Source organism: Aquabacterium olei, from assembly GCF_003100395.1.
GTDB lineage: Bacteria > Pseudomonadota > Gammaproteobacteria > Burkholderiales > Burkholderiaceae_C > Aquabacterium > Aquabacterium olei.
The window spans coordinates 2,756,443-2,780,908 of sequence record NZ_CP029210.1 but is presented as its reverse complement, the minus strand read 5'-3'; the positions used below and the strand labels follow the sequence as shown (position 1 = coordinate 2,780,908).

The window sequence follows — 24,466 nt, the reverse complement described above, 5'->3', positions numbered from 1 at the left end:
GGAACCGTCAGCGTGGCATGCCGGGACGCCAGCGCTGCAGCGCCTGCCGGACGGCCCCGCCCAGCATGCGCAGCATCTCGGCGGGCGCCGTGCCCATCCAGCGGGCCACGTCATCCTGTGCGTCCCAGCGCAGATTGTTCATCAGCCAGGAGGCCACCTCGGCGAGCGCGGCGTCGCCCTCGATCGCCACGTCGGGCCGTTCACCGCGCAGGACCTTGCGGGCCAGCGTCAGGGGATCGGGGAGCGCCACCGTCAACACCAGGCCGGCAGGCACGTCGACCGGGGCATCGGCATCGAACAGGCCTGCGGGGGTGATCTGGAGTCGCACGGGCGGCGGCAACCAGCTGTCGGCGGCCGGTGCGATGCGGCTCAACAGCCCGGGCAGGGCAGCGTCTGCCACCGCGCTGCGCCAGCGAATCTCGATCGTGCGCCCGGCGTGCGGCTGCAGGCGGCTCACCGCTTGCGGTTCGCTGGACACGATGTGATTGAGCAGCAGGACCAGGCGCGGCAGGGCCAGCGGTCCGATCCACGAGAGCGGGGAGGCAGTCATGCCCCCGATTGTAGGGGGGGGCCGACATTCCGGCGGAACTCGCCCCCATGTCGGGTGGTCGCACCCGGCGCCCCAGGGGTTTTGCGCCACAATGATCCGAACCCGGGTCCGCCCGCTGGCGCATGCGATCCGGTGCCCTCCCGCCGGCTCCGTTTCATCCTGTCGACCCTGGGAAAGTCCCCGGCGTACATGTTTAACAACCGCAACTACAACCGTACGTTCTTCAACGCGCCGCAGTCGGTCACCTCGTTCGTGGCGGCCTTCCTCGAGCCCTCCATCACGGTGGCGTCGCTGTTGGCCACCATGGCGTGGTATGGCGAGCCCGTGCAGCGGGCTGCCATGGCCTTGTGCCTGCTGGTGTTCGCGCTGACGTTTCCGGGGCGTAACCGATTTGTCGATTCGCGTCTGGAAGCGGCCATCGACATCCTCGGCTCGTGGGTGTCGATGCTCGCCATCCTGTGGCTGTGCGGTTACGCCACCAACAGCCTGATGTTCTTCGACTTCCGGGTCATGCTGGTATGGGCCGTGCTGACGCCCGCGCTGCAGTGGCTGGCCGTGCTGCTCGGCAAGGCGGTGATCAAGCACCGGTCGGCCCAGCCGCATGCGCGGCGGCGTGCCATCGTCGTGGGCGCGGGCCCGCTGGGTGGCAAGGTCGCGCGGGCGCTGCAGGGACACCCGGACCAGGCCACCGAGTTCGTGGGCTATTTCGACGACCGGACCGATTCGCGCGTGCTGACCGAGGCCGTCAGCATGCGGCTCGGCGGCCTGCGCGACGTGGCCAACTATGTCTACGCGCACGGCATTCACGAGGTCTACATCACCCTGCCGCTCGGCTCGCAGCCCCGCATCGTCGAACTGCTGGAGGCCGTGCAGGGCACCACCGCCTCGCTGTACTTCGTTCCCGACGTGTTCGGCATCAGCATCATCCAGGGCCGACTGCAGGACATGAATGGGGTCCCGGTGGTCGGCATCTGCGAAACGCCGTTCACCGGCACCAACGAACTGGTCAAGCGGGTGTCCGACATCGTGCTGGCCGGCATCATCCTCGTGCTGATCTCGCCGATCCTGCTGGCGCTGGCGATCGGAGTCAAGATGAGTTCGCCGGGCCCGATCATCTTCAAGCAGCGCCGCAACGGGCTGGATGGTGAGGAGATCATCGTCTACAAGTTCCGGTCGATGCGCACCCAGGACAACGGACCGGTGGTGAAGCAGGCGACCAAGGGCGACCCGCGCATCACGCCGTTCGGCGCCTTCATCCGCAAGACCTCGCTGGACGAGCTGCCACAGTTCATCAACGTGCTGCAGGGACGCATGAGCATCGTGGGCCCCCGCCCGCACGCGGTCGCGCACAACGAGGAATACCGCCGCCTGATCAAGGCCTACATGGTCCGGCACAAGGTCAAGCCGGGCATCACGGGCTGGGCCCAGGTACATGGCCTGCGCGGCGAAACCGAAACGATCGACAAGATGCAGGCGCGGGTCGAGTACGACCTCGAGTACCTGCGCAACTGGTCGCTGGCGCTCGACCTGCAGATCATCATCCGCACGGTCCGCGTGATGGTGTTCGATCGAAACGCCTACTGAGAATTCAACCTGAACACCGAGGTGACCATGACCCAGAGGTACCGGCACGCTTTTCCCCTGGCCCGCAGCGTCGTGATGGCGATGATGGCACTGGGTGCGTCTGGCGCGCACGCCAATGACGAGGATCTGCCGCTGTTTCTGACACTGAGCCAGTCGGTACGCCAGGACTCGAACTTCTCCCGCAACGCGGCCGAAGCGTCCGAGACCGTGAGCACGACGTCCGTTGGCGGTGGGTTCAGCAAGAGCTATGGTCGCCAGACCTACCGGCTGGCCGGCACGCTGGGCGCGCAGCGCTATCGCAACTTCGAGTACCTGCGCAATGACACCAAGCGGCTGGACGGGCAGTTCACGTCGGAGTTCGGGCGCAATTTCAGGCTGTCTTTGAGCGGGCAGTACAACCAGGGCCTGAACCCGATTCAGAACAACAACAACGGCGAGTTGCGTGTGGTGCGCAACATCCGCACCCTGACCGGCAATTCCGCCTCGTTGCAGTACGGTCTCGGGGGGCGCTTCAGCCTGGTGGGCTCGATCGAGAACAACAAGCAGACCTTTTCGGAGCCCGCCTACCGGACGCTGAACCTCGACCAGCAGGCCCGGGCTGCCCGTGTGCTCTACAACGTGACGGACACCCTCCAGTGGGGGGTGGGTTTGCGGCGCGTCGAGACCGAGTATCCGTACCGCAACAACGAGCAGGTCCGCGACAACAACATCGACTTCCAGGTGGGGTGGCAGGCCACCGGCCAGAGCAGCCTGGACGCGGTGCTGAGTCGCCGTGACAGCCGCTACTCGATCACCGGTCGCAAGCTCAACAACTGGGTGGGCTCGCTGAACTGGGAGTTCACACCGCGGGGGCTGATCGTCTACCGCGTGGGTCTGTCGCGCTCAACGGGCAGTGATCGCTACACACAGCGACAGTCGTTCTTCGGCACCGGGTTCGATGCCAACTTCGACTACAACACCATCACGACCGGCGTGAACATGTCGGCACGCTACCAGCCAACGGCCAAGATCGGGCTGACGGCGGCCTACTCGTACGCCAAGTACGACATCAACCGTGCGGCCACCTCGCGGTTCGACAACGGTGCGGTGATCGATGCGGGCAACACCCAGCGCAGCAGCCATTTCTCCGAGCTGTCGCTGGCAGGCGATTACGCCGCCATGCGGTCGCTGAAGCTGGGCTGCAACGTGTCGCGCTACGACCAGACCGCCGACTTCTTCCGTCGCGCCTTCAGCGGTCACGCGTACGGCTGCACCGCTACCTTCACCCTCGATTGATGCCCATGCCCGCTGTTCTGTTGACCGGGGCCACCGGCTACATCGCATCCCATACCTGGCTGGCGCTTCAGGAGGCCGGGTTTGACGTCATTGGCGTCGACAGCCTGGTGAACAGCTCGGCGCGGGTGCTGCCGCGGCTGCAGCAGCTCTCTGGCCGCGATCCAGTCTTTGTTGAAGGTGATGTGCGCGATGCGGTCACACTGGACCGGTGTTTCGACGTGGGGCAGGCGCGCTTTGGTGGCATCTCTGCCGTGGTCCATTTCGCGGCCCTCAAGGCGGTGGGCGAGTCCACCGAAAAGCCGCTCGACTATTTCGAGAACAACATCGGCGGCCTGCTGTCGGTGTGCCAGGCGATGAAGCGCCATGGCGTGCACGATCTCGTGTTCAGTTCGTCGGCCACGGTGTATGGCAAGCCCGAGTCGCTGCCCATCACCGAAGATGCGCCGCTGCGTGCCACCAACCCTTACGGGCAGACCAAGCTGATCGGCGAGGAACTGCTGCGCGAACTCGAGCGGTGCGATCCTCGCTGGCACATTGCCTGCCTGCGCTACTTCAACCCGGTGGGCGCGCATCCGAGCGGCCTGATCGGCGAAGACCCGCGCGGCGTGCCCAACAACCTGATGCCGTATGTGGCCCAGGTGGCGGTGGGCAAGCGCGCTCACCTGAACGTGTTCGGCAACGACTACGACACGCCGGATGGCACAGGCGTGCGCGACTACATTCACGTCTGTGACCTCGCTGAAGGCCATGTGGCAGCCCTGCGTTATCTGGCCGAGCAGCAGCGCTCATTGACGGTCAACCTCGGCACTGGCCGGGGCTACAGCGTGCTGGAACTGGCCCGCGCCTATGGCGATGCGGCCGGCCGCGAGATTCCGCTGGTGTTTGCACCTCGGCGCCCAGGCGACGTCGACGCCTGCTATGCCGATCCGCGTGCGGCGCTGGAAACCATGGGGTGGCGCGCCACCCGTGGCCTGCCGGACATGTGCGCCGATTCATGGCGCTGGCAATCCCTCAACCCCCTCGGTTTCGAGGGCTGACCCTTTCATCCTCCCGCGCCTTGCGTGTAACCTGCCGTGGCGCCTACTCGCATCTCTGACTCATGACCCACGCACTGCTTCCCGTCATCATGGCCGGTGGCTCCGGCACCCGCCTGTGGCCGCTGTCGCGCGCGCTGTATCCCAAACAGTTTCTGGTGCTGCAAGGCACGCAGAGCCTGTTCCAGCAGGCCCACCTGCGCCTCCAGTCGCTCGCGGCCGATGACATCGCGGTGGGCAAGCCGTGTGTGGTCGGCAACGAAGAACACCGTTTTCTGGTGCTCGACCAGTTGCGCGAACTGAAGGGCGAGCCGTCTTCGCTGCTGCTCGAACCCGTGGGGCGGAACACCGCGCCGGCCGTGACGCTGGCGGCGCTGCAGGCCACGGCCGAAGGTGCCGACCCGATCATGGTGGTGACGCCGGCCGACCAGACCGTGACGAACGAGCGCGCTTTCACGCAGGCGGTGCAGACCGCCGTGCGCGCCGCGGCCGAGGGCGACATCGTGATCCTGGGCATCACCCCGGATCGCCCCGAGACCGGTTTTGGCTACATCCGCACGAGTGACGCCGACGCGGTGGGCGTGCGCGGCGTGGACGCCTTCGTCGAGAAGCCTGACCTGGAGAAGGCCAAGGCCTACGTGGCCGATGGCGGCTACTTCTGGAACAGCGGTATGTTCGTGATGCGGGCCTCGCGCTGGCTCGCGGCGCTGGGGCATTTCCGTCCGGACATCCTTGCGGCCACGCAGGCCTCGTTTGCCGCGCGTGGCACCGACGCGCAGTTCGTGCGTCCGGGCAAGGCCGAGTTCGCGGCCGTGCCGTCCGAGTCGGTCGACTACGCGGTGATGGAGCAGTGTCCGAGCCACCCGGAGGCCGGCTTCAAGGTCCGCATGGTGCCGCTGGATGCGGGCTGGTCCGATCTGGGCGCATGGGACGCCGTGTGGCAGGTCAGCGAGCGCGATGCGAACGGCAACGCGGCCCAGGGCGATGCGCTGTTCCAGAGCAGCACCAACACGCTGGTGCACGCCACGAGCCGCCTGGTGGCCGCAGTCGGCCTCGACAACGTGGTGGTGGTCGAAACGCCGGACGCCGTGCTGGTGGCCGACCGCAACAGCAGCCAGGACGTCAAGAAGATCGTGGCCACGCTGGAGAAGCAGTCGCGTTCGGAAGGCACCCTGCACCGTCGCGTGCACCGGCCCTGGGGCTGGTATGACTCGATCGACATGGGGCCGCGCTTCCAGGTCAAGCGCATCATGGTGAAGCCGAAGGCGTCCTTGAGCCTGCAGATGCACCACCACCGTGCCGAGCACTGGATCGTGGTCAGCGGCACGGCCGAGGTCACCAACGGCGACCAGGTGCTGCTGCTGGGCGAGAACCAGTCGACCTACATCCCGCTGGGCACCGTGCATCGGCTGGTCAACCCGGGCGCAATCCCGCTGGAGATCATCGAAGTGCAGTCGGGCAGCTATCTGGGCGAGGACGACATCGTGCGCTTCCAGGACAACTACGGTCGCTCGGCCTGATCGGTTGACCCACCCATCAAAAAGCCACCGCGTGCGGTGGCTTTTTGCTTCTGGGCCCCCTCGGCTTCAGTCCAGGAAGTGCAGCAGGTCGAGTGGTGTGGCGGCGATCACGTCGGCGCCCCAGTCGGCGATGTCGCCGTTGTGGCCGATGTAGCCCCAGCGTGCGGCGGCACTCGGCATGGCGGCCGCCTGGGCGGCCTGGATGTCGCGCAGGTCATCGCCCACGTAGAGGGCACACGCCGGCGGCACCCCCAGTTGTTCGCATGCCGTGAGCAGGGGGAGCGGGTGCGGCTTGGCGTGGGCCGTGCTGTCGCCGCTGATGATGACCCCCGCGCGGGCCGTGAGGCCGAGGCCTTCCATCACCGGCACGGTGAAGCGGTGCGGCTTGTTGGTCACCACGCCCCATTTCAGCCCCCGCGCCTCGAGCTGGTCCAGCAATTCGGCCATGCCTTCGAACAGGGCGGTGGTCTCGCTCAGGCACTGTGTGTAGGCAGCCAGAAAGGCCAGGCGCAGCGGCTCGAACTCGTCGTGGCCCGGATGGATGTCGAGGCCGGCGCCGATGAGGCCCCGCGCACCCGCCGAGGCGTACGGGCGCAAGGTCTCCAGCGGCATGGGCGGCAGGCCGCGCTGCACACGAAGGCGGTTGAGCGCACCGACGAGGTCGCCCGCGGTGTCGGCCAGCGTGCCGTCCAGGTCGAACAGCACCGCTTGCGGCGGGGCTGACCAGCGGATGCGGCTGGGAGCGTGGTGGGCGTGCAGGGCGGTCATGGGCGTGGGCCTCAGGCGGCCGGCTTGCGGCAGGCCACCAGGTAGTTCACGCTGGTGTCCTGGTTGAGGCTGTAGATGCGGGTGAGCGGGTTGTAGCCCATGCCCTTGAACTCGCGGTGATCGAGGCCCGCTTCCCGGATCCAGCGCGACAGCTCGGCAGGGCGGATGAAGCGCGAGAACTCGTGCGTGCCCTTGGGCAGCAGCTTGAGCACGTACTCGGCCCCCAGAATGGCGAACAGGTAGGACTTGGGGTTGCGGTTCAGCGTCGAGAAGAAGACCCAGCCGCCGGGCTTGGCCATCTGGGCACAGGCGCGCACGACGGCAGACGGGTCGGGCACGTGTTCGAGCATCTCCATGCAGGTCACGACGTCGAAGTGGCCCGGCTGTTCGGCGGCGAGGGCTTCGGCGGCCACCGCGCGGTAGCTCACGTTGGCCACGCCGGCCTCCATGGCGTGCAGCATGGCGACCTTGAGTGGTCGGTCGGCCAGGTCGATGCCCAGCACTTCCGCGCCACGGCGGGCCATGGATTCGGCGAGGATGCCGCCGCCACAGCCGACGTCCACCACCGTCTTGCCCTTGATCGAGGCGAGCTGGTCGATCCAGTCCAGGCGCAGCGGGTTGATCTGGTGCAGCGGCCGGAATTCGCTCTCAGGGTCCCACCACTTGTGGGCCAGGTCGCTGAATTTGGCGAGTTCTTGGGGGTCGGCGTTCGTCATGGACGAGATGCTAACCCGAGCAGACGCCTCGTCCGGAATCGCCCTCAGTCGCTGACCTGTTTGAGACGCCGGTAGAGCGTGTTGCGGCTGATGCCCAGCTTGCGGGCGGCCTCGGACATGTTGCCGTTGGACGCCTGGATGGCGCGCTCGATGGCGCTGTGCGAGAGGCGCCGCAGGTTGACCTCGCTGGCCTCTTCCGCGCTGGCCAGGGGCGGGGGCGGCAGGCTGTCGATTCGGGGTGCCGCGGGCGCGTCGTCGCGGTAGGGCCGCGAGAACACGTCGTACCAGAGGTCTTCGCTGAAGTGCTCCCAGTGCAGCTCGTCTTCGTGCGGGCCCAGCAGTGCGCAGGCCGTGCGCAGCACCGCATGCAGCTGGCGCAGGTTGCCGGGCCAGGGGTGCTGCAGAAGGGCCTCGACGACCTCGACAGTGATGCGTGGCGGTTCCACCCGCTTCATGTCGAGTGCGATGGAGGCAAGCATGTCGTCGATCAGGTCGGCCGTGTCGCCCCGCTCGCGCAGCGCGGGGATCTGGACCGTGAGGCCGTTGACGCGCCAGTACAGGTCTTCGCGGAAGCGGCTGGCCGAGACGGCGTCGCGCAGGGCCTGGTGGGTGGCGCAGACGAGGACGAAGTCGACCGGCTCGGGATGCAGCGCACCGACGGGCACGACCTGCTTGTCCTGCAGCACGCGCAGCAGCCGCGCCTGCAGTGCCGGGGCGAGCTCGCCGATCTCGTCGAGAAACAGAGTGCCCCCCTCGGCCTGACGGATGCGGCCGGGTGACCCCTCGGGGCGTGCCCCGGGGAAGGCGCCGCCTACGTGGCCGAACAGTTCGACTTCCATGAGTGCCTCGGGCAGCGAGGCGCAGTTGACGGCGACAAAGGGCTTGGTGGCGCGATCGCCCTCGGCGTGCAGCGTGCGGGCAAAGACCTCCTTGCCGGTGCCCGCCTCGCCCTGAAGCAGGACCGGGATGCCCTGGGCCTGAACGCGCAGCGCGCGTGTCAGGGCCTGCACCATGCGGCGGTCGTCACGGCGGTCCTGGGCCATCGGCGGGCGCCCACGGGCGGCGGCCGCAGCGGCCGCGGCAGATGGCGCTGCAGCACCGGAACGCGAGCGGGTGTGGCTGACGGGTGTGGCCGCCCAGACGCGACGGCGGCGGTCGGGTTCGTCGCGCACATACAGGGTGTGGCCCTGCATGGTGGTGACGCGGGTGGGCTGGCCGGTCGCAGGCAGGGACTGGAGCCGCAGGGCCTGGGGGCCGAAGACGCGGTCGAGCGTGATGGCGCCGATCTGGCTGGCGCTGAGGTTCAGCCAGTGCTGGGCGATGGCATTGGCGCCCATGATCCAGCCGTCTTCCGAGACGGCCAGCAGGCCTTCTCCGACGGCGCCGAGGCCTTCGACGTGCGGGTGCAGGCGCAGCAGCGGGTCGTTGATGTGCCGTGCGTGGAAGAGGCGGTCTTCGATCATGCGCGCGGCCGAGCGCACCAGCGCAAAGGTGTGCGGGTGGTAGCCGCTCTGGTCGACCGAGATGTCGAGCACACCGCGAAGCCGGCCGTCGGGCGCCATGACGGGTGAGGCCGAACAGGTCAGGAAGCTGTTGCGCTCGAGGTAGTGCTCGGCGCCGTGGATGACGGTGGGGCAGCCGTTGGCGATGGCGGTGCCGATGGCGTTGGTGCCGCGGTGCTCTTCGCGCCACAGCGCGCCCGGGGCCAGCGAGACGCGCTCGGCCCGGGTGAGGAAGTCGGCGTCGCCCAGGCTGTGGAGCAGCAGGCCCTGGGAATCGGCCAGCACGATGACGCTGCCGCTGTCGCGCATCTGGTCGTGCAGGAACTCCATCACCGGGCGCGCGTGGGCCAGCAGGTCGTACTCGCACGCGAGGGCGCGGCGCAGGTCGGCAGCCGAGGTGATGGGCGGGGCGACAGGGGGCTCGACGGGCGAGAGGCCGGCCATCTGACTGCGTTGCCAGGACAGGGACACCTGCAGGCTGACGACGCCTTCCGGCACTTCGCCGGTTTCAAGCAGACAGCGACGTGCGTGACGCAGTTGGTCGGCGGTGGCTTGCGGAGTCAGTTGCATGGGCGCCTCGGGGAGCAGTGTTTTCGGACGCCAATCCCCCTGCAGGAACGGGGCCCGTCCGAATTCCGTTAACGGGTCGCAGTATGGTCCCTGTCGCGGTCTGTCACATGCGGGTTCCCCCTGTGTCAACGCGGAGCATCGTCACAAAGCGTCGCAAACCGTGGAGCAAGTGGCCCTGATGCATCGAGTCGGGTCTGCGCAGTACCGGCGCGCCCTCCATCGCGGTTTTCTCCAGCAGCCAAAGGGGTTTGGCGCGTTCTGCCCGGTCGTTGCAGCGGGCCCGCAGGGGGATGGAATCTCGGTGGAAACCCGCGTTGGCACGGGCCATGCCCTTATTGGCCCCGGAAGCCGACACCTGTGACACCCGCAGGCCGAGGCGACTCACAAGCTCAACCGCTGACATACCCGGCAGACCTCTGAAGGAGACCCCCATGACTGTTTACGCTGCACCCGGCGCCGCTGGCGCACCCGTTGCGTTCAAGCCCCGTTACGACAACTTCATCAACGGCAAGTTCGTGGCGCCGGTGGGTGGCCAGTACTTCGACGTGATCACCCCGATCAGCGGCAAGGTCTACACCCAGGCTGCGCGCTCGACCGAGGCCGACGTCGAGCTGGCGCTGGACGCCGCGCACGCCGCCAAGGACAAGTGGGCCGCCACCTCGCCCACCGAGCGTTCGAACATCCTGCTGAAGATCGCCGACCGCATCGAGCAGAACCTGGAAAAGCTGGCCTACGCCGAAACCGTCGACAACGGCAAGCCGATGCGTGAAACGCTGAACGCGGACATCCCGCTGTCGGCCGACCACTTCCGTTACTTCGCAGGCTGCCTGCGTGCCCAGGAAGGCGCCATCTCCGAAATCGACGGCAACACCGTCGCCTACCACTTCCACGAGCCGCTGGGCGTCGTCGGCCAGATCATCCCCTGGAACTTCCCGCTGCTGATGGCCGCCTGGAAGCTGGCCCCGGCCCTGGGCGCTGGCAACTGCGTGGTGCTCAAGCCCGCCGAGTCGACCCCGATCTCGATCCTGGTCTTCGCCGAGCTGATCGCCGACCTGCTGCCCCCGGGCGTGCTGAACATCGTCAACGGTTTCGGCCGCGAAGCCGGCATGCCGCTGGCCTCGAGCAAGCGCATCAACAAGATCGCCTTCACCGGTTCGACCGCCACCGGCAAGGTCATTGCCCAGGCTGCTGCCGGCAACCTGATCCCCGCCACGCTGGAACTCGGCGGCAAGAGCCCGAACGTGTTCTTCGAAGACGTGATGGCCGAAGACGACGCCTTCCTGGACAAGGCCATCGAAGGTCTGGTGCTGTTCGCCTTCAACCAGGGTGAGGTCTGCACCTGCCCGTCGCGTGCGCTGATCCAGGAATCGATCTACGACCGCTTCATCGAGCGCGCCATCAAGCGCGTGGCCGCCATCAAGCAAGGCAGCCCGCTGGACACCGACACGATGATGGGTGCCCAGGCATCGCAGATGCAGCTGGACAAGATCCTGTCGTACCTGGAAGTGGGCAAGCAGGAAGGCGCCGAAGTGCTGATCGGTGGCGAGCGCGCCCAGCTGGGTGGCGATCTGGCCGACGGCTACTACGTGAAGCCGACCCTGTTCAAGGGCCACAACAACATGCGCATCTTCCGTGAAGAAATCTTCGGCCCGGTGCTGGCCGTGACGACCTTCAAGACGGAAGAGGAAGCCCTGCAGATCGCCAACGACACCGTCTACGGTCTGGGCGCTGGCGTGTGGAGCCGTGACGGCAACCGCGCCTTCCGCATGGGCCGCGCCATCCAGGCTGGCCGCGTGTGGACCAACTGCTACCACGCCTACCCCGCGCACGCCGCCTTCGGCGGCTACAAGGAGTCGGGCATCGGCCGTGAAACCCACAAGATGATGCTGGACCACTATCAGCAGACCAAGAACCTGCTGGTGTCCTACAACCCCAACAAGCTGGGTTTCTTCTGATCCCCGGGGTTTTTTGAGTTCGTTCAGTGACAGCGTTTGGGGGCGGCTTCGGTCGCCCCCTTTTTTCTTTTCACACCCGACATGGAAAGCGAGCACCGCATGATTCACCGCGTGACCGCCACCGACGCCGCCCTGGCGCTGGTGCAGCAGCTGAGGCAGCGCCACGGGGCGATCTTCTTTTACCAGGCTGGGGGGTGCTGTGAGGGCAGCTCACCGATGTGCTACGCCGAGGGCGACATGACGCTGATGCCCGACGACGTGCAGCTGGGCGAGGTGGGCGGCGTGCCGTTTCACGTGAGTCGCTCGCAGTGCGAGTACCTGCTGGGCTCGCAGCTGACGCTGGATGTGGCGCCGGGCAGCCTGGGGACGTTCTCGCTGGAAGACGCGGACGGCCATCATTTCGTGAGCCGCACGCGGCTGTGGACCGACGAAGAGTGGCACCAGCTTGAAGCCCAGGAGGCGGCCACGAAGGCCCGCTGAACGGCAGGGCCGGTCGGCTGTGCGACAGTTCAGGCCGTGTTTTCTGCTTTCTGAACCGACCATGAGCCTGATTGTTTACGGCATCCCCAACTGCAGCACCGTCAAGAAAGCCCGCGCCTGGCTGGAAGAGCAGGGCGCGGCCTACACCTTCCACGACTACAAGAAGCTGGGCGTGCCCGCCGAGCGGCTGGACGCCTGGATCGCGGCCGCTGGCTGGGAGAAGCTGCTGAACCGCCAGGGCACGACCTGGCGCAAGCTGGATGAGGCCACACGCGAGGGCGTGACCGACGCCGCCAGTGCCAAGGCCGTGATGCTGACGCAGGCCAGCGTGATCAAGCGGCCCGTGATCGAGCTGGACGGCCGCGTGCTGGCCGTCGGCTTCGATGAGGCGCGTGCGCAGGCGGTGGCCGCGGCGCTCTGAACACCGATGGATTGAACGGGGCCGGCGCAACCCCGCGCATCACAGCCCGGCTGTCTTCAGGCGGTTGGCGTGCGTCAGATAGAACTGGGCCGGGTCCGGCGCGCCACGGCCGATCAGCCCGAAGACGTGGTTCATCTCGTCGATGTGGTTCCAGGGGTAGTCGGCGCGGATGACCTGGCCGAGGCGCGCCGTGCAGGCCACGATCGCACCGTCGCTCGGCTCCGAAAGCTGCTGCATTGCCAGGTCAGAGATGTCCCAGGCGTTCGTCTTCACCCCCGTGCCGGTGGCCGAGTAATAGCGGATGCCGTGGACGACCGGGGCGCCGTTGCCGCAGTAAGTGGCCGGCAGACCTGCCGGAAAGCGTCGGGCGAAGTCGTCCAACTCCTGCTTCAGCGTGAGCGCCGCCGCGTCCTGCGGCAGTTGCGGCTGGCCCGAGAGCCAGGCCACGACCGTGCCGGCAAATTCGACCCACGAGCCGTAGGTGCGCAGGCCGTTGGCAATGTTGCTTTCGGCGTCCTGCTGGGGTGTGACGATGGTGGGGCTGCCGATGGTGGTCACGCTGGCGACCATGTCGGGCGCGACGCCAGCCACATAGCGGCTGGTGGGGCCGCCCTGGCTGTGTCCGATCAGGTTGAACTTGCTGATCCCATCGCGCGCGGCCCACTGCTTCATCTGCTGCAGCAACTGTTCGCCGCGCACGCTGCTCGAGTTCACTTCGGACACGGCGGCGACGTAGACCTTGGCGCCGTGGCGGCGCAGCAGATCGGGCACCTGGTAGAAGTAGTCGACCCCGAGGATCTCCTTGAACCCCATGAAGCCGTGCACCAGCACGATGGGGTGGCGTGTGGCGGCCTCGGTGGCCGATGTGACGGGCGCGGCATGGCCCGTGGTGGCGGTGAGGGCAAGCAGGCTGCCGGCGGCCGCCAGCAGCAGGGTGCGGAGCAAACGCATGATGCAGGTCTCCCGATTTGGTTGCGGTGCATAACAATCTAACGCGACGTGTCGAATGTGTCTGCCCCTCGTCGGGGAGGCCCGGGTTCAATCCCCGCCAGCCACGGTGCTCATCCGGCTGCCAGCAGTTGCCGCAGCACATAGGGCAGGATGCCGCCGTGCTGGTGGTAGCTGACCTCGATGGGCGTGTCGATGCGCAGGCGCACCGGCACCGTGTCCGTCTGCCCGTTGTCGCGGGTGATGCGCAGCGTGACCTCGGCCTGCGGTTCGATGGTCGCACCCAGCTCGATGTCGATGCGTTCGCTGCCCGTCAGGCCGAGCGACTGCCACGAATCCTTGCCCATGAACTGCAGCGGCAGCACGCCCATACCGACCAGGTTGGCGCGGTGGATGCGCTCGAAGCTGCGGGCGATCACGGCCTTGATGCCCAGCAGCTGGGTGCCCTTGGCGGCCCAGTCCCGGCTGGAGCCGGTGCCGTATTCCTCGCCACCGAAGATCACGGTGGGCGTGCCGGCCGCGATGTAGCGCATGGCCGCGTCGTAGATGGTCAGGCGTTCGCCGCCCGGCTGGAACAGCGTCCAGCCGCCTTCTTCGCGGCTGCCGTCGTCGCGCGCAGGCAGCATCAGGTTCTTGATGCGGACGTTGGCAAACGTGCCGCGCATCATCACCTCGTGGTGGCCGCGGCGCGAGCCGTAGCTGTTGAAGTCGACCGGCTGGATGCCGTGGGCCACCAGATACTGCCCCGCCGGGGATGACGGCTTGATGCTGCCCGCGGGCGAGATGTGGTCGGTGGTGATGGAGTCGCCGAACAGCGCCATGATGCGTGCGCCCTGCACGTCGTGCACCCGCTCGGGCGGCGTGGTCTGGAAGCCATCGAAGAAGGGCGGCCGGGCGATGTAGGAGCTCTCGGGCCAGGTGTAGACCTGGCCGCTGCTGCTCTCGATGTCGCTCCACAAGGCGCCGGGGTTGCTGCGCACCTGCGCGTAGTTCGCACGGAAGGCGTCGCCATTCATCGCGTGGTGCATCAGCGCGTTGACCTCCTCCGAGCTCGGCCAGATGTCGCGCAGGTGGATGGCCCGGCCGTCGTCCGACTGGCCCAGCGGCTCGGTCAGCAGGTCGCGCGTCACGTTGCCGGCGATGGCGTAGGCCACCACCAGCGGCGGGCTGGCCAGGAAGTTGGCCTTGATGTTGGGATGGATGCGCGCTTCGAAGTTGCGGTTGCCCGAGAGCACGGCCGCGCACACAAGGTCGTTCTCGACGATGGTGGCGTTGACGTCGGTGGCCAGGTCGCCGGCGTTGCCGATGCAGGTGGTGCAACCGTAGGCGGCCACGTGAAAGCCCAGTTGCTCGAGGTAGGGCAGCAGCCCGGCCTTGGTCAGGTACTCGGTGACGATGCGCGAGCCGGGCGCCAGCGAGGTCTTGATGTGCTGAGGCACCTTCAGGCCCGCCTCCACGGCCTTCTTCGCCAGCAGGCCGGCCGCCAGCAGCACACCCGGATTCGATGTGTTGGTGCAGGAGGTGATGGCGGCAATCAGCACGTCGCCGTTGTGCAGGGGCAGGTCCGAAGTGGTGGTGAAGGTCTGCCCCAGCTTCTCGGCCGGCTGGTTGAAGCCGTTCTCGGCCGTGGGCCGCGCATACAGGGCCTGGAAGGTGCTCGCCAGCTGGCCCAGCTCGATGCGGTCCTGCGGGCGCTTGGGGCCGGCCACCGAGGGTGTCACGGTCGACAGGTCGAGCCGCACGGTGCTGGAGTAATGCAGCTCGCCGGCCTTCGGGATGCCGAACAGCCCCTGGGCACGGAAGTAGGCCTCGAAGGCCTCGATCTCTTCTTCGGTGCGGCCGGTACCGCGGAAGTAGGCCAGCGTCTGCTCGTCGACCGGGAAGAAGCCCATGGTGGCGCCGTACTCGGGCGCCATGTTGGCGATGGTCGCCCGGTCGGGAATGGCGAGCGAGGCGGTGCCCTCGCCGCAGAACTCCACGAACTTGCCGACCACCTTTTCCTTGCGCAGCATCTCGGTCACGGTCAGCACCAGGTCGGTGGCCGTCACGCCTTCACGCAGCTGGCCGGTCAGCTCGAAGCCCACCACATCGGGCGTCAGGAAGTACACCGGCTGGCCCAGCATGGCGGCTTCGGCCTCGATGCCGCCGACCCCCCAGCCCACCACGCCGATGCCGTTGATCATCGTGGTGTGGCTGTCGGTGCCCACGAGCGTGTCGGGGTAGGCCACGCCATCGGCGCCCACATGCACACCCCGCGCCAGGTATTCCAGGTTCACCTGATGCACGATGCCGAAGCCCGGGGGCACCACGCGGAAGGTGTCGAAGGCCTGCATGCCCCACTTCATGAAACGGTAGCGCTCGGCGTTGCGCTCGAACTCGATCCGCATGTTGAGGTCGAGTGCCTGGGGGCTGCCGTAATGGTCGATCATCACCGAGTGGTCCACCACCAGGTCGACGGGTACGAGGGGCTCGATGCGTTTCGGGTCCTGGCCCTGGTCGGCCGCCACGTTGCGCATGGCGGCCAGGTCGGCCAGCAGCGGCACGCCGGTGAAATCCTGCAGCACCACCCGGGCCACCACGAAGGGGATCTCTTCGACGCGCGCGGCGTTGGGCTGCCAGTTGGCGAGCTGGAAGACGTGCTCGGGCGTGACCTTCTGGCCGTCGCATTGCCGCAGCACGGCTTCCAGCACGATGCGCAGCGACACGGGCAGCTTGTTCACATTGGCGTGCTTGCAGGCCAGCTCGGGCAGCGAGAAAAAGCTCAGACTGCGGCCGGACGCCGTCTGGAACGGCTTCCGCAGCGTGGCAAACGGGTGGGCGGCGCTGGTGGGCACTGCTGGCTTGGTGGCGGCCATGGCGGCTCCTGTGTGAAGTGGATGGTGGGCGTCTCGGGCGCGTGACACGGCCGCGGTGTGCCGGACCCGCCTGGAACCATTGGGCAGGCAGCGTGCCTGTCTGTCCAGCGGCCCGGCCTGCAACTGCGATAGGCTCGGGGTTTTGCCGGTTTTGTTGTCATGTTCCTGCCCACCTCGCGTCCACCCCGTGCTGCCCGCGCTCGCCAGTCGGGCGTCATCGACTGGTTTCTGGCGGCCATGATCGTTGCGGTGGCCATTGCTTCGTTTGCGCCACAGTGGGGGCGCAGCGAGGGGCCGCTGCACCTGGGGCAGGTGACCGACGTCGGCGTGTTCCTGCTGTTCTTTCTTCACGGCATGGGCCTGTCGACCGACAGCCTCAAAGCCGGCGCCACGCGCTGGAAGCTGCATCTGCTGGTGCAGGGCTGCACCTATGTGCTGTTCCCGCTGTGGTGGGCCGTGCTGGCGCTGCTGGTGGGGCGCTGGGTGCCGCACGATCTGCTGATGGGTTTCTTCTACCTGGCGGTGTTGCCATCCACGGTGTCGTCGTCGGTCGCGCTGACCGCCGTGGCGCGCGGGCATGTGGCCGCGGCGGTGCTGAACGCCACGCTCTCGACGCTGCTTGGCGTCTTCCTCACCCCCTTGCTCGTCAGCCTGGTGATCGGGCAGAGCGCCACCGGTGCCGGCATGGAGGTCGGTCCGACCATGCTGAAGGTGGCGCAGATGCTGCTGCTGCCGTTCGTTGCGGGCCACCTGCTCCGGCCGGTGCTGGGCACGTTCTTCGCGCGCATCAAGCGCTACACCACCGTGTTCGACCGGGGCGTCATCGTGCTGCTGGTGTGGTCGGCGTTCAGTGATTCGGTGGCCGATGGCCTGTGGTCGCGCCACGGGGTGGGCCTGTTGCTGCAGGCCGCCGTCGGGGTGGTGCTGTTCCTGATGCCGATGCTGTGGGTGACGCGCTGGCTGGCACGGCGCCAGGGCCTGCCGGTGGAAGACGAGATCGTCGCCGTGTTCTGCGGCTCGAAGAAGACGCTGGCCTCGGGCATGCCGATGGCCAAGCTGCTGTTCGGCGGCAGCGCGGCCATGGGCGTGCTGGTGCTGCCCATCATGCTGTACCACCAGCTGCAGTTGTTCGTGTGCGCGGTGATGGCCCGGCGCTACGCGGCCCGCAGCACGCAGCGGGTGGTCTGAATCCATGGGTCGTTTTCGCGGGCTGCCCCCGCCGAGCGCACCGTCGCTGTGCCCGCCCATCGTCTATGCACCGCCGCCCGCCGGGCCTTTACAGCCCGTCTACGAGGATGCTTGCCTGCTGGTGCTGGACAAGCCCGCCGGGCTGCTCACGGTGCCGGGGCGCGGTACGGCGCATCAGGACTGCCTGCTGCATCGCGCCCAGCAATGCTGGCCCGATGCGGGCGTGGTGCATCGGCTGGACCTGGCCACGTCCGGGCTGGTGGTGTTCGGGCGCGGCGGGGCTGCGCAGGCGGCCTTGAGCGCCGCCTTTCGGGCCAGGGTGGTGAGCAAGCGCTACGAAGCGGTGCTGCACGGCGTGCTTTCCGCCGAGCTGGGTGATGCCGGCGAGGTGGGCCTGCCGCTGGGCACCGACTGGGACTGGCGGCCCATGCAAAAGGTGGACACCGAGCACGGCCGCTCAGCGCTGACACGCTGGCGGGTGCTGTCGCGGGATGCGGGCCGGGCTTGCACGCGCGTTGAACTCGAGCCTGTCACCGGGCGCTCGCACCAGTTGCGCGTGCACATGCTGGCGCTCGGGCATCCCATCCAGGGGGATCCGCTTTATGGCCCGCCCCAAAGCCAGGCGGCCGCGCCCCGGCTGCTGCTGCACGCCCGCTCACTCGCGCTGGATCACCCTGTGACCGGGCGGCCGCTCCACTGGACGAGCCCGCCGCCGTTCTGATCCATCCCTTTGGGGGCCATCACGGCGTGACAGGCCGGCGTTGGCCCACGCCCACCCAGCGGCGGATCACGCTGAACATCTGCTGCACGTCCAGCGGCTTGCTCACGTGGTCGTTCATGCCGGCATCGAGGGCCGCCTCGCGGTCGGTGGCCAGCGCGCTGGCCGTCATCGCGATCACCGGCAGCATGGCCCAGCGCGCATCTGCGCGGATGTGGCGCGTGGCCGTGTAGCCATCCATCCTGGGCATCTGGCAGTCCATCAGCACGCAGTCGAAAGGGCCGTCGCGCTCGATGCGCTCCAGGCTCTGTTCGCCGTCCTCGGCCACCACGACTTCGGCGCCCGCCCGCGACAGCAGCTCGCGCGCCAGCTCCTGATTGAGCAGCTGGTCTTCCACCAGCAGGATGCGCAGGCCGTCCAGCGGCTTGTCGGGCATCCCGGTGGCCGACAGTGCGTGCTGGGGCGTGGCGACCCGTGCCAGGCTCCCGGCAGGCTGCCTGATCGAACGGGACAGGCTGTCAAACAGGGTGGAGGGGCTGACCGGCTTGATCAGGATGTCGGCCAGCGCGAGGCCTTCGGCCGCTTTCAGCGCGTCGTCGCGGTTGAAGGCGGTGACCAGCAGCACACAGGGCTCCACCAGCGGAAAGCGCTCCAGCGAGCGGGCCAGCACGTGGCCGGCGCACGTGACGCCATCCATGCCCGGCATGTGCCAGTCGATCAGGATCCAGTCATACGGCGCGGCACTCGCTTCCAGCTGACGCAGCGCGTCTTCCCCATTCATGGCGTGCTCCACCACCAGGCCCAGCTCCGAAGCCATCTGACCGATCACTTCGTGCACATCGGGGTGGTCGTCCACCAGCAGCATTCGCTTGCCGATCCAGGCCTCGCGCTGCACCGCCATCGGCGCAGGGTCGGGCGGCAGGCCCAGCCGCACGTTGAAGTGGAAGGTCGATCCCCGGTGCAGCGTGCTTTCGACCCACAGCTGCCCGCCCATGCGCTCGGTGAGCTGGCGCGAGATCGTGAGCCCCAGCCCCGTGCCGCCAAAGCGGCGGGTGTTGGAGGCATCGCCTTGCGAGAAGGGCTGGAAGAGCCGCGCCTGCTGCTCGGGTGTCATGCCCATGCCGGTGTCGCGCACCCAGCCATGCAGCCGCACTTCGTGGTCATGCCGGTGTGCCACCTCCAGTCCGATCACCACGCTGCCCCGGTCGGTGAACTTCACGGCGTTCGAGCCCAGGTTGACCAGCACCTGCCGCAGCCGGGTCGGGTCGCCCCGCAGTTGGGCGGGCAGGGTGGTCGGCACGTGGAACAACAGCTCCAGCCCCTTGCGTTCGGCCTGCAGGCTCAGCATGTCGGCCACCTGGTCCAGCACGTCCTGCACGGGGAAGTCGATCTCCTCCAGCTCCAGATGGCCCGCCTCGATCTTGGAGACATCGAGGATGTCGTTGATGATCTGCAGCAGGCTGTTGGCGGCCTGGTGGGCCTTGCCCACATAGCCTCGCAGTTGCTCCGGCGTGCCGGCCTGCAGGGCGAGGTGCGTCATGCCGATGATGGCGTTCATCGGCGTGCGGATCTCGTGGCTCATGTTGGCCAGAAAGGCCGACTTCGCGCGGCTGGTGGCCTGGGCGGATTCGCTGGCCTCGCGCAGGGCTTCTTCGGTCAGACGGCGCGCGGTGACGTCCTCTGCAATCGCGAAGTAGAGATCGCGGTCTTCGTGGCCAAGCCAGATCATCGTGACCTCGCACTCGCGCAGTTCACCGTCCAGCTTGCGGTGCCGCCACGGAAAGCGGATGGGCTCGGCATTGTCGCGGTAGCGTTCCAGCAGCCGCGCCGCCACCTCTGCGCTGGGCTGGCCGTCGGCCTGGTGCTCGGGGCTCAGCGTGGATTCCCATGGACGCAGGGCGATCAGCTCGCTTTCCCGCGTGGCCCCGAACAGCCTGGCAGTCTCCGGATTGCAGCGCTGGATGCCGCGCTCGCGATGGAAGAAGAAGTAGGCCGTGGGCGCATGCTGGAAAGCGGCCTCGAAACGATGCTCGGCCTGGTGCCGCGCCGTCACATCGAGCCAGTAGCCGTCGTACACGACGCTGCCGTCGGGGGCTTCCACGGCCGTGCTGTTCACGCTGATCCAGTGCTGCTGGTTGTCGCGGTCGATGGCGAACTCGACCGGCTCGGTGGGCGGGCGCCCGCCGGCGACGCCGGCCAGGGCCCAGCACTGATCCGGCTGGGCCTTGAGCGTGGCCTCGTCCACGCCGAACAGGTTCTTCACACCCGGCCCCAGGTAGCTGAAGTGCCCCCGCCCTTGCGGCTGCACGCGATAGCGGAACAGCGTCAAGGGCAGGGTGCGCGTCATCTCCAGCGTTTCGCGCCGGACCTGTTCCACCACCTCGGCGCGCTCGCGGCGGCGCCACAGCAGCCACATCGTCAACCAGCCCAGCGCCACCAGCCCCACGGCACTGGCCGTGCCCGCGGCCACCAGCGACCGCTCCTGCCCCAGTGGGGCCAGCACCCACAACGAGAAGGGGAAGCCTGTCAGCGGCTGCGTGCGCACCAGGTACGGTGTGCCTTCGATGTCGAGCATGGCATGGCGCTCGCCTGCAATCCGGATGGAGCTGGTTTGCCAGGGCAGCGCGCGCTGCGGTGTACGCGCGGCGTCCGGTTCACCGTCGGGTGTGCGCGCTTCGGCGACCACGCCGCGCGGGACATGGCGCTGCTCGAGCGCGGGGTCATTGCTGGTGACGACCGCACCGCGCGTGTTGACCATCATGTTGATGCCGTTGGTGCTGGAGGCAAACAGACGCGCCATGCGCTGCGGATTGGTCACCAGCATCAGCACGCCGTGCGTGCCCTGGCTGTCGCCGACGCGCGTGGCGATGACGAAGCCTGGCTGCCGATTGAGCCGGAAGAGGATGAACTGGAACCCTTCCCCGCGCTCCATCGCGTCGATGAAGTAGGGGCGGTTCGCAACGTTGAGCCCGAGGGCATCCCCCCGCTGCTCGGTCAGGGCGCTGTCGGCCACCACGGTGCCGAAGGGGTCCAGCAGCATGGCCTGGCTGATCTGGAAGTCGCGCACCAGTTGCGCCAGCTGTTCGCTCATGCCCCGAACCTGCGGGTTGGTGGACAGCCTGCGCTGCAGCGCCTGGCGCTCGGGCAGGTTCAGGCGCACACTGTCATGGCCACCTGTGTCCTGCATGAAGGAGACCATCTGGGGTTGCCGCGACAGCACCTTGGCCAGCGCCGTCAGCGAGGCGAACTGGTTGGCCACGTTCTCGTCCAGCGAGCCCAGCCGCCGTTCAGCGGCCTGGGCTGTTTCGACGCGCAGGCTGCCGATGCGCCACGCCACCACAGCGGCGCACGCGCCGACCACGAGCAGCAGCCACACCAGCGCCGCCGTCAGCCAGCGCCGTGCATCCGGGCGACGCCACACCGTGGCCACCAAACCGCCTGCCCCTCGAACCATTCCGTTCTCCGTGACGCGGTACCACTCCGGCGCGAGGCCCGTACTCGGGGGACGGACCGCGCGCCCTCCCAAGCCCCATGCCCCTGGTTCTAGCAGAGGCGCCAGCACGGGGCAAGCGGAGCACCCTGTGCCCGCCCCGAAAGGGGGTTGACGCGCATCACCTCAGGGCGAAGCCCCATGGGGCCAGCGGGGGATCGGTGGCAAAATCGCAGGTTTTCCTGTGGAGTCATCCTCGATGAGCGCTGTCGTCATCTCGGGTACCGGTCTTTACCAGCCGCCCAACATCATCACCAACGCCGAGCTGGTGGCCTCCTTCAACGCCTACGTGGCCAAGTACAACGCCGAGCACGCCGCCGAGATCGAAGCCGGCACGCTGACGGCGCTGTCGCCCTCGAGCGTGGAGTTCATCGAGAAGGCCTCGGGCATCAAGCAGCGCTACGTGATCGAGAAGGAAGGCATTCTCGACATCAACCGGATGTACCCGCGCTTCGAGCCGCGCCCGGACGACCAGCTCTCGCTGATGGCCGAGATCGCCGTCGATGCCGCGAAGAAGGCCATGGCCGCCGCTGGCAAGGAGGGCAAGGACATCGACGCCGTCATCTGCTCGTCGGCCAACATGCAGCGCGCCTACCCGGCCATGGCCATCGAGATCCAGCAGGCCATCGGCGCCCGCGGCTATGGCTTCGACATGAACGTGGCCTGCTCGGCCGCCACCTTCGCGCTGGAGCAGGCCGTCAACGCCGTGCGCTCGGGCTCGGCCAGCTGCGTGCTGGTGGTCAACCCCGAGATCACCTCGGCCCACCAGGAATGGAAGGACCGCGACTGCCACTTCATCTTCGGTGATGTGTGCACCGCCGTGATCGTCGAGCGCGCCGACACCGCCACCTCCAAGGACCAGTGGGAAGTGCTGGGCTCGCAGCTGGCCACGCAGTTCTCCAACAACATCCGCAACAACTTCGGCTTCATGAACCGTGCCGAAGACAGCGACCCGACTGCCCGCGACAAGACCTTCCGCCAGGAAGGCCGCAAGGTGTTCAAGGAAGTGGTGCCTGTTGCCGCGGCCCACATCGAAGGCCAACTGACCCAGCTGCACATCCAGCCGACCGACGTGCGCCGATACTGGCTGCACCAGGCCAACTCGGGCATGAACCAGCTGGTCATCAGAAAGCTGATCAACGCCGAGCCCACGCAGGACGTGGCCCCGATGATTCTGGACGAGTACGCCAACACCGCGTCGGCCGGCTCCATCATTGCCTTCCACCTGCATCGCGGTGACCTGAAGGCGGGGGACCTGGGCGTGATCTGCTCGTTCGGCGCGGGCTATTCCGTCGGCAGCCTGGTGCTGCGCAAGCGGTAAGCCCTCCGCGCGCCGCCCATCTGCCCACAACGCCCGCTGCAGCGGGCGTTTGTCTTTGAGCCCCCCCAGGGTGGCCCTCGGCTTCCTGTATCGTGACGCCCATGTCTTCAGACACCTCCTACACCTTTTACTGGCACGACTACGAGACCTTCGGCCGCGTGCCGCGTCGAGACCGGCCGGCCCAGTTCGCCGGCATCCGCACCGACGCCGAGCTCAACGAGATCGGGGCTCCGTTGATGCAGTACTGCCAGCCCGCGCCCGACTACCTGCCTGATCCCGAGTCGTGTCTGCTGACTGGCATCGTGCCGCAGACCTGCCTGGCGCAGGGCGTGCCCGAGCACCGCTTTGCCGAGGCCATCGAGCGCGAACTGGCCGAGCCCCACACCGTGGGCGTCGGCTACAACACCATCCGCTTCGACGACGAGGTGACGCGACACCTCTTCTGGCGCAACCTCATCGACCCCTATGCGCGCGAATGGCAGAACGGCTGCGGTCGCTGGGACCTGATCGACCTGGTGCGCACCACCTGGGCACTGCGCCCCGAGGGCATCGAATGGCCCCGTTACGACGACGGGCGCCCCTCGTTCAAGCTCGAGCACCTGACGGCGGCCAATGGCCTGGCCCACGAAGCCGCGCACGATGCGCTGTCCGACGTGCGCGCGACCATCGCCGTGGCGCGGCTGATCAAGACCCGGCAGCCCCGCCTGTGGGATTTCTGTCTGAAGCTGCGCAAGAAGGACGCCGTGCTGGCCGAAGCCGGGCTCGACAAGCCCCGCAGCCAGTGGAAGCCCTTTCTGCACATCACCAGCCAGTTCGGTGCCGAGCGCGGCTTCATGGCGCTGGTGTGGCCGCTGGCCCAGCACCCGACCAACAAGAACGAAATCCTGTGCTGGGACCTGGCTCACGATCCGAGCGAGCTGTTCGGCCTGAGTGCCGAAGAGATCCGCCTGCGCCTGTTCACGCGGCGCGACGACCTGCCCGAAGGCGTGACCCGCCTGCCCATCAAGGGCGTGCACATCAACAAGTCGCCCGTGGTGATCGGCAACCTCAAGGTGCTGACGCCGGAGGTGGCGGCGCGCTGGGGTGTGAACATCGAGCAGGCGCTGCAGCGGGCAGAGGTTGCTGCAGCGCACGGTGCCAGCATGGACGGCATCTGGGCCGAGGTGTATGGCGGCCGCGACCGCGATGCCCGCCAGGCGGCCACGCCGGACGTGGACGAAGACCTGTACGGCGGCTTTGTCGGCAACGATGATCGCCGCGTGCTGCAGCGCCTGCGCGGCCTGAGCGGCGAGCAGCTGGCCGACAAGCGCCCTGGCTTTGTCGACGAGCGACTGGAAGAGTTGCTGTTCCGCTACCGCGCGCGCAACTTTCCTGACACGCTCGACGAGGCCGATCAGGCCCGCTGGCAGGCGCTGCGCCAGGCCCGGCTGCACGAGGGAGTGGGTGGGATGTCGCTGCAGGCCTTCTTCGACCGCATCGACGCGCTGGGCGAGCAACTGCCCGAGGACGACGAGCGCGGCCAGGAAATCCTCGGCCTGCTCTACGAGTACGCCGAGCAGATCGCGCCCTGA

18 protein-coding genes are annotated in these 24,466 nt (G+C 67.7%); 11 read left to right on the top strand and 7 right to left on the bottom strand.

Annotation, left to right across the window (positions count from 1 at the left end):
- Nucleotides 1-7 precede the first annotated feature (7 nt).
- Nucleotides 8-550: a hypothetical protein gene (locus tag DEH84_RS12450; RefSeq protein ID WP_109037133.1), complete on the bottom strand. Its 543-nt coding sequence runs from the start codon at nucleotides 548-550 to the stop codon at nucleotides 8-10.
- Between the two features lie 189 nt (nucleotides 551-739).
- On the opposite strand from DEH84_RS12450, the gene DEH84_RS12445 reads away from it, so the two are divergent.
- The 4 genes from DEH84_RS12445 to DEH84_RS12430 all read left to right on the top strand — a co-directional run bounded on the left by DEH84_RS12445 (nucleotide 740) and on the right by DEH84_RS12430 (nucleotide 5,963).
- A complete protein-coding gene (locus DEH84_RS12445; protein ID WP_109037132.1) occupies nucleotides 740-2,134 on the top strand; it encodes an undecaprenyl-phosphate glucose phosphotransferase in 1,395 nt (464 codons plus the stop codon).
- A 27-nt stretch (nucleotides 2,135-2,161) separates the two neighbouring features.
- A complete protein-coding gene (locus DEH84_RS12440; protein WP_109037131.1) occupies nucleotides 2,162-3,409 on the top strand; it encodes a hypothetical protein in 1,248 nt (415 codons plus the stop codon).
- A 5-nt stretch (nucleotides 3,410-3,414) separates the two neighbouring features.
- Nucleotides 3,415-4,446 carry a UDP-glucose 4-epimerase GalE gene (gene galE / locus DEH84_RS12435; RefSeq protein WP_109038377.1) on the top strand — a complete coding sequence of 344 codons (1,032 nt, stop codon included), beginning with the start codon at nucleotides 3,415-3,417 and terminating at the stop codon, nucleotides 4,444-4,446.
- 62 nt (nucleotides 4,447-4,508) lie between these two features.
- A complete protein-coding gene (locus DEH84_RS12430) occupies nucleotides 4,509-5,963 on the top strand; it encodes a mannose-1-phosphate guanylyltransferase/mannose-6-phosphate isomerase (protein WP_109037130.1) in 1,455 nt (484 codons plus the stop codon).
- A 66-nt stretch (nucleotides 5,964-6,029) separates the two neighbouring features.
- Here DEH84_RS12430 and gph read toward each other — a convergent pair whose 3' ends face one another.
- The 3 genes from gph to DEH84_RS12415 are packed head-to-tail and all read right to left on the bottom strand — an operon-like array spanning nucleotide 6,030 to nucleotide 9,519.
- Nucleotides 6,030-6,731 carry a phosphoglycolate phosphatase gene (gene gph / locus DEH84_RS12425; protein ID WP_109037129.1) on the bottom strand — a complete coding sequence of 234 codons (702 nt, stop codon included), beginning with the start codon at nucleotides 6,729-6,731 and terminating at the stop codon, nucleotides 6,030-6,032.
- A gap of 11 nt (nucleotides 6,732-6,742) precedes the next feature.
- Nucleotides 6,743-7,447 (bottom strand): bifunctional 2-polyprenyl-6-hydroxyphenol methylase/3-demethylubiquinol 3-O-methyltransferase UbiG, encoded by a 705-nt coding sequence (ubiG, locus tag DEH84_RS12420; RefSeq protein WP_109037128.1) that lies wholly within the window; start codon nucleotides 7,445-7,447, stop codon nucleotides 6,743-6,745.
- A gap of 44 nt (nucleotides 7,448-7,491) precedes the next feature.
- Complete coding sequence (locus DEH84_RS12415) at nucleotides 7,492-9,519, bottom strand: sigma-54-dependent Fis family transcriptional regulator (RefSeq protein ID WP_109037127.1); 2,028 nt, start codon at nucleotides 9,517-9,519, stop codon at nucleotides 7,492-7,494.
- Between the two features lie 431 nt (nucleotides 9,520-9,950).
- On the opposite strand from DEH84_RS12415, the gene exaC reads away from it, so the two are divergent.
- The 3 genes from exaC (at nucleotide 9,951) to DEH84_RS12395 (ending at nucleotide 12,375) form a co-directional block, all read left to right on the top strand.
- A complete protein-coding gene (gene exaC, locus DEH84_RS12405) occupies nucleotides 9,951-11,474 on the top strand; it encodes an acetaldehyde dehydrogenase ExaC (RefSeq protein WP_109037125.1) in 1,524 nt (507 codons plus the stop codon).
- Between the two features lie 81 nt (nucleotides 11,475-11,555).
- Nucleotides 11,556-11,954: a DUF779 domain-containing protein gene (locus DEH84_RS12400; RefSeq protein WP_245932579.1), complete on the top strand. Its 399-nt coding sequence runs from the start codon at nucleotides 11,556-11,558 to the stop codon at nucleotides 11,952-11,954.
- Between the two features lie 61 nt (nucleotides 11,955-12,015).
- Nucleotides 12,016-12,375, top strand: coding sequence for an ArsC family reductase (locus DEH84_RS12395; protein ID WP_109037124.1), 360 nt, complete (start codon nucleotides 12,016-12,018; stop codon nucleotides 12,373-12,375).
- A gap of 39 nt (nucleotides 12,376-12,414) precedes the next feature.
- Here DEH84_RS12395 and DEH84_RS12390 read toward each other — a convergent pair whose 3' ends face one another.
- Together DEH84_RS12390 and acnA are read right to left on the bottom strand one after the other, a co-directional pair.
- The gene (locus tag DEH84_RS12390) at nucleotides 12,415-13,326 is read right to left on the bottom strand and encodes an esterase/lipase family protein (RefSeq protein ID WP_109037123.1); all 912 of its coding nucleotides are present in this window, start codon (nucleotides 13,324-13,326) and stop codon (nucleotides 12,415-12,417) included.
- Between the two features lie 110 nt (nucleotides 13,327-13,436).
- Nucleotides 13,437-16,178 carry an aconitate hydratase AcnA gene (gene acnA / locus DEH84_RS12385; protein ID WP_109037122.1) on the bottom strand — a complete coding sequence of 914 codons (2,742 nt, stop codon included), beginning with the start codon at nucleotides 16,176-16,178 and terminating at the stop codon, nucleotides 13,437-13,439.
- Nucleotides 16,179-16,337: 159 nt separating this feature from the next.
- Here acnA and DEH84_RS12380 point away from each other — a divergent pair, with 159 nt between their 5' ends.
- Both DEH84_RS12380 and DEH84_RS12375 read left to right on the top strand, forming a co-directional pair.
- The gene (locus DEH84_RS12380; protein ID WP_109037121.1) at nucleotides 16,338-17,366 is read left to right on the top strand and encodes a bile acid:sodium symporter family protein; all 1,029 of its coding nucleotides are present in this window, start codon (nucleotides 16,338-16,340) and stop codon (nucleotides 17,364-17,366) included.
- A gap of 4 nt (nucleotides 17,367-17,370) precedes the next feature.
- Nucleotides 17,371-18,087, top strand: coding sequence for an RluA family pseudouridine synthase (locus DEH84_RS12375; RefSeq protein WP_109037120.1), 717 nt, complete (start codon nucleotides 17,371-17,373; stop codon nucleotides 18,085-18,087).
- 19 nt (nucleotides 18,088-18,106) lie between these two features.
- Here the strand turns inward: DEH84_RS12375 and DEH84_RS12370 are convergent, their stop codons facing one another.
- Nucleotides 18,107-21,538: a PAS domain-containing hybrid sensor histidine kinase/response regulator family protein gene (locus DEH84_RS12370; RefSeq protein ID WP_109037119.1), complete on the bottom strand. Its 3,432-nt coding sequence runs from the start codon at nucleotides 21,536-21,538 to the stop codon at nucleotides 18,107-18,109.
- A gap of 235 nt (nucleotides 21,539-21,773) precedes the next feature.
- Between DEH84_RS12370 and DEH84_RS12365 the strand changes: the two genes are divergently transcribed.
- The gene (locus DEH84_RS12365) at nucleotides 21,774-22,895 is read left to right on the top strand and encodes a beta-ketoacyl-ACP synthase III (RefSeq protein WP_109037118.1); all 1,122 of its coding nucleotides are present in this window, start codon (nucleotides 21,774-21,776) and stop codon (nucleotides 22,893-22,895) included.
- Nucleotides 22,896-22,996: 101 nt separating this feature from the next.
- Nucleotides 22,997-24,466: an exodeoxyribonuclease I gene (gene sbcB, locus DEH84_RS12360; protein WP_109037117.1), complete on the top strand. Its 1,470-nt coding sequence runs from the start codon at nucleotides 22,997-22,999 to the stop codon at nucleotides 24,464-24,466.

Coding starts and splice junctions, on each gene's coding strand:
- DEH84_RS12450 (WP_109037133.1), bottom strand. CDS start 550: ATGACTGCCTCCCCGCTCTCGTGGATCGGACCGCTGGCCCTGCCGCGC.
- DEH84_RS12445 (WP_109037132.1), top strand. CDS start 740: ATGTTTAACAACCGCAACTACAACCGTACGTTCTTCAACGCGCCGCAG.
- DEH84_RS12440 (WP_109037131.1), top strand. CDS start 2,162: ATGACCCAGAGGTACCGGCACGCTTTTCCCCTGGCCCGCAGCGTCGTG.
- galE (WP_109038377.1), top strand. CDS start 3,415: ATGCCCGCTGTTCTGTTGACCGGGGCCACCGGCTACATCGCATCCCAT.
- DEH84_RS12430 (WP_109037130.1), top strand. CDS start 4,509: ATGACCCACGCACTGCTTCCCGTCATCATGGCCGGTGGCTCCGGCACC.
- gph (WP_109037129.1), bottom strand. CDS start 6,731: ATGACCGCCCTGCACGCCCACCACGCTCCCAGCCGCATCCGCTGGTCA.
- ubiG (WP_109037128.1), bottom strand. CDS start 7,447: ATGACGAACGCCGACCCCCAAGAACTCGCCAAATTCAGCGACCTGGCC.
- DEH84_RS12415 (WP_109037127.1), bottom strand. CDS start 9,519: ATGCAACTGACTCCGCAAGCCACCGCCGACCAACTGCGTCACGCACGT.
- exaC (WP_109037125.1), top strand. CDS start 9,951: ATGACTGTTTACGCTGCACCCGGCGCCGCTGGCGCACCCGTTGCGTTC.
- DEH84_RS12400 (WP_245932579.1), top strand. CDS start 11,556: ATGGAAAGCGAGCACCGCATGATTCACCGCGTGACCGCCACCGACGCC.
- DEH84_RS12395 (WP_109037124.1), top strand. CDS start 12,016: ATGAGCCTGATTGTTTACGGCATCCCCAACTGCAGCACCGTCAAGAAA.
- DEH84_RS12390 (WP_109037123.1), bottom strand. CDS start 13,326: ATGCGTTTGCTCCGCACCCTGCTGCTGGCGGCCGCCGGCAGCCTGCTT.
- acnA (WP_109037122.1), bottom strand. CDS start 16,178: ATGGCCGCCACCAAGCCAGCAGTGCCCACCAGCGCCGCCCACCCGTTT.
- DEH84_RS12380 (WP_109037121.1), top strand. CDS start 16,338: ATGTTCCTGCCCACCTCGCGTCCACCCCGTGCTGCCCGCGCTCGCCAG.
- DEH84_RS12375 (WP_109037120.1), top strand. CDS start 17,371: ATGGGTCGTTTTCGCGGGCTGCCCCCGCCGAGCGCACCGTCGCTGTGC.
- DEH84_RS12370 (WP_109037119.1), bottom strand. CDS start 21,538: ATGGTTCGAGGGGCAGGCGGTTTGGTGGCCACGGTGTGGCGTCGCCCG.
- DEH84_RS12365 (WP_109037118.1), top strand. CDS start 21,774: ATGAGCGCTGTCGTCATCTCGGGTACCGGTCTTTACCAGCCGCCCAAC.
- sbcB (WP_109037117.1), top strand. CDS start 22,997: ATGTCTTCAGACACCTCCTACACCTTTTACTGGCACGACTACGAGACC.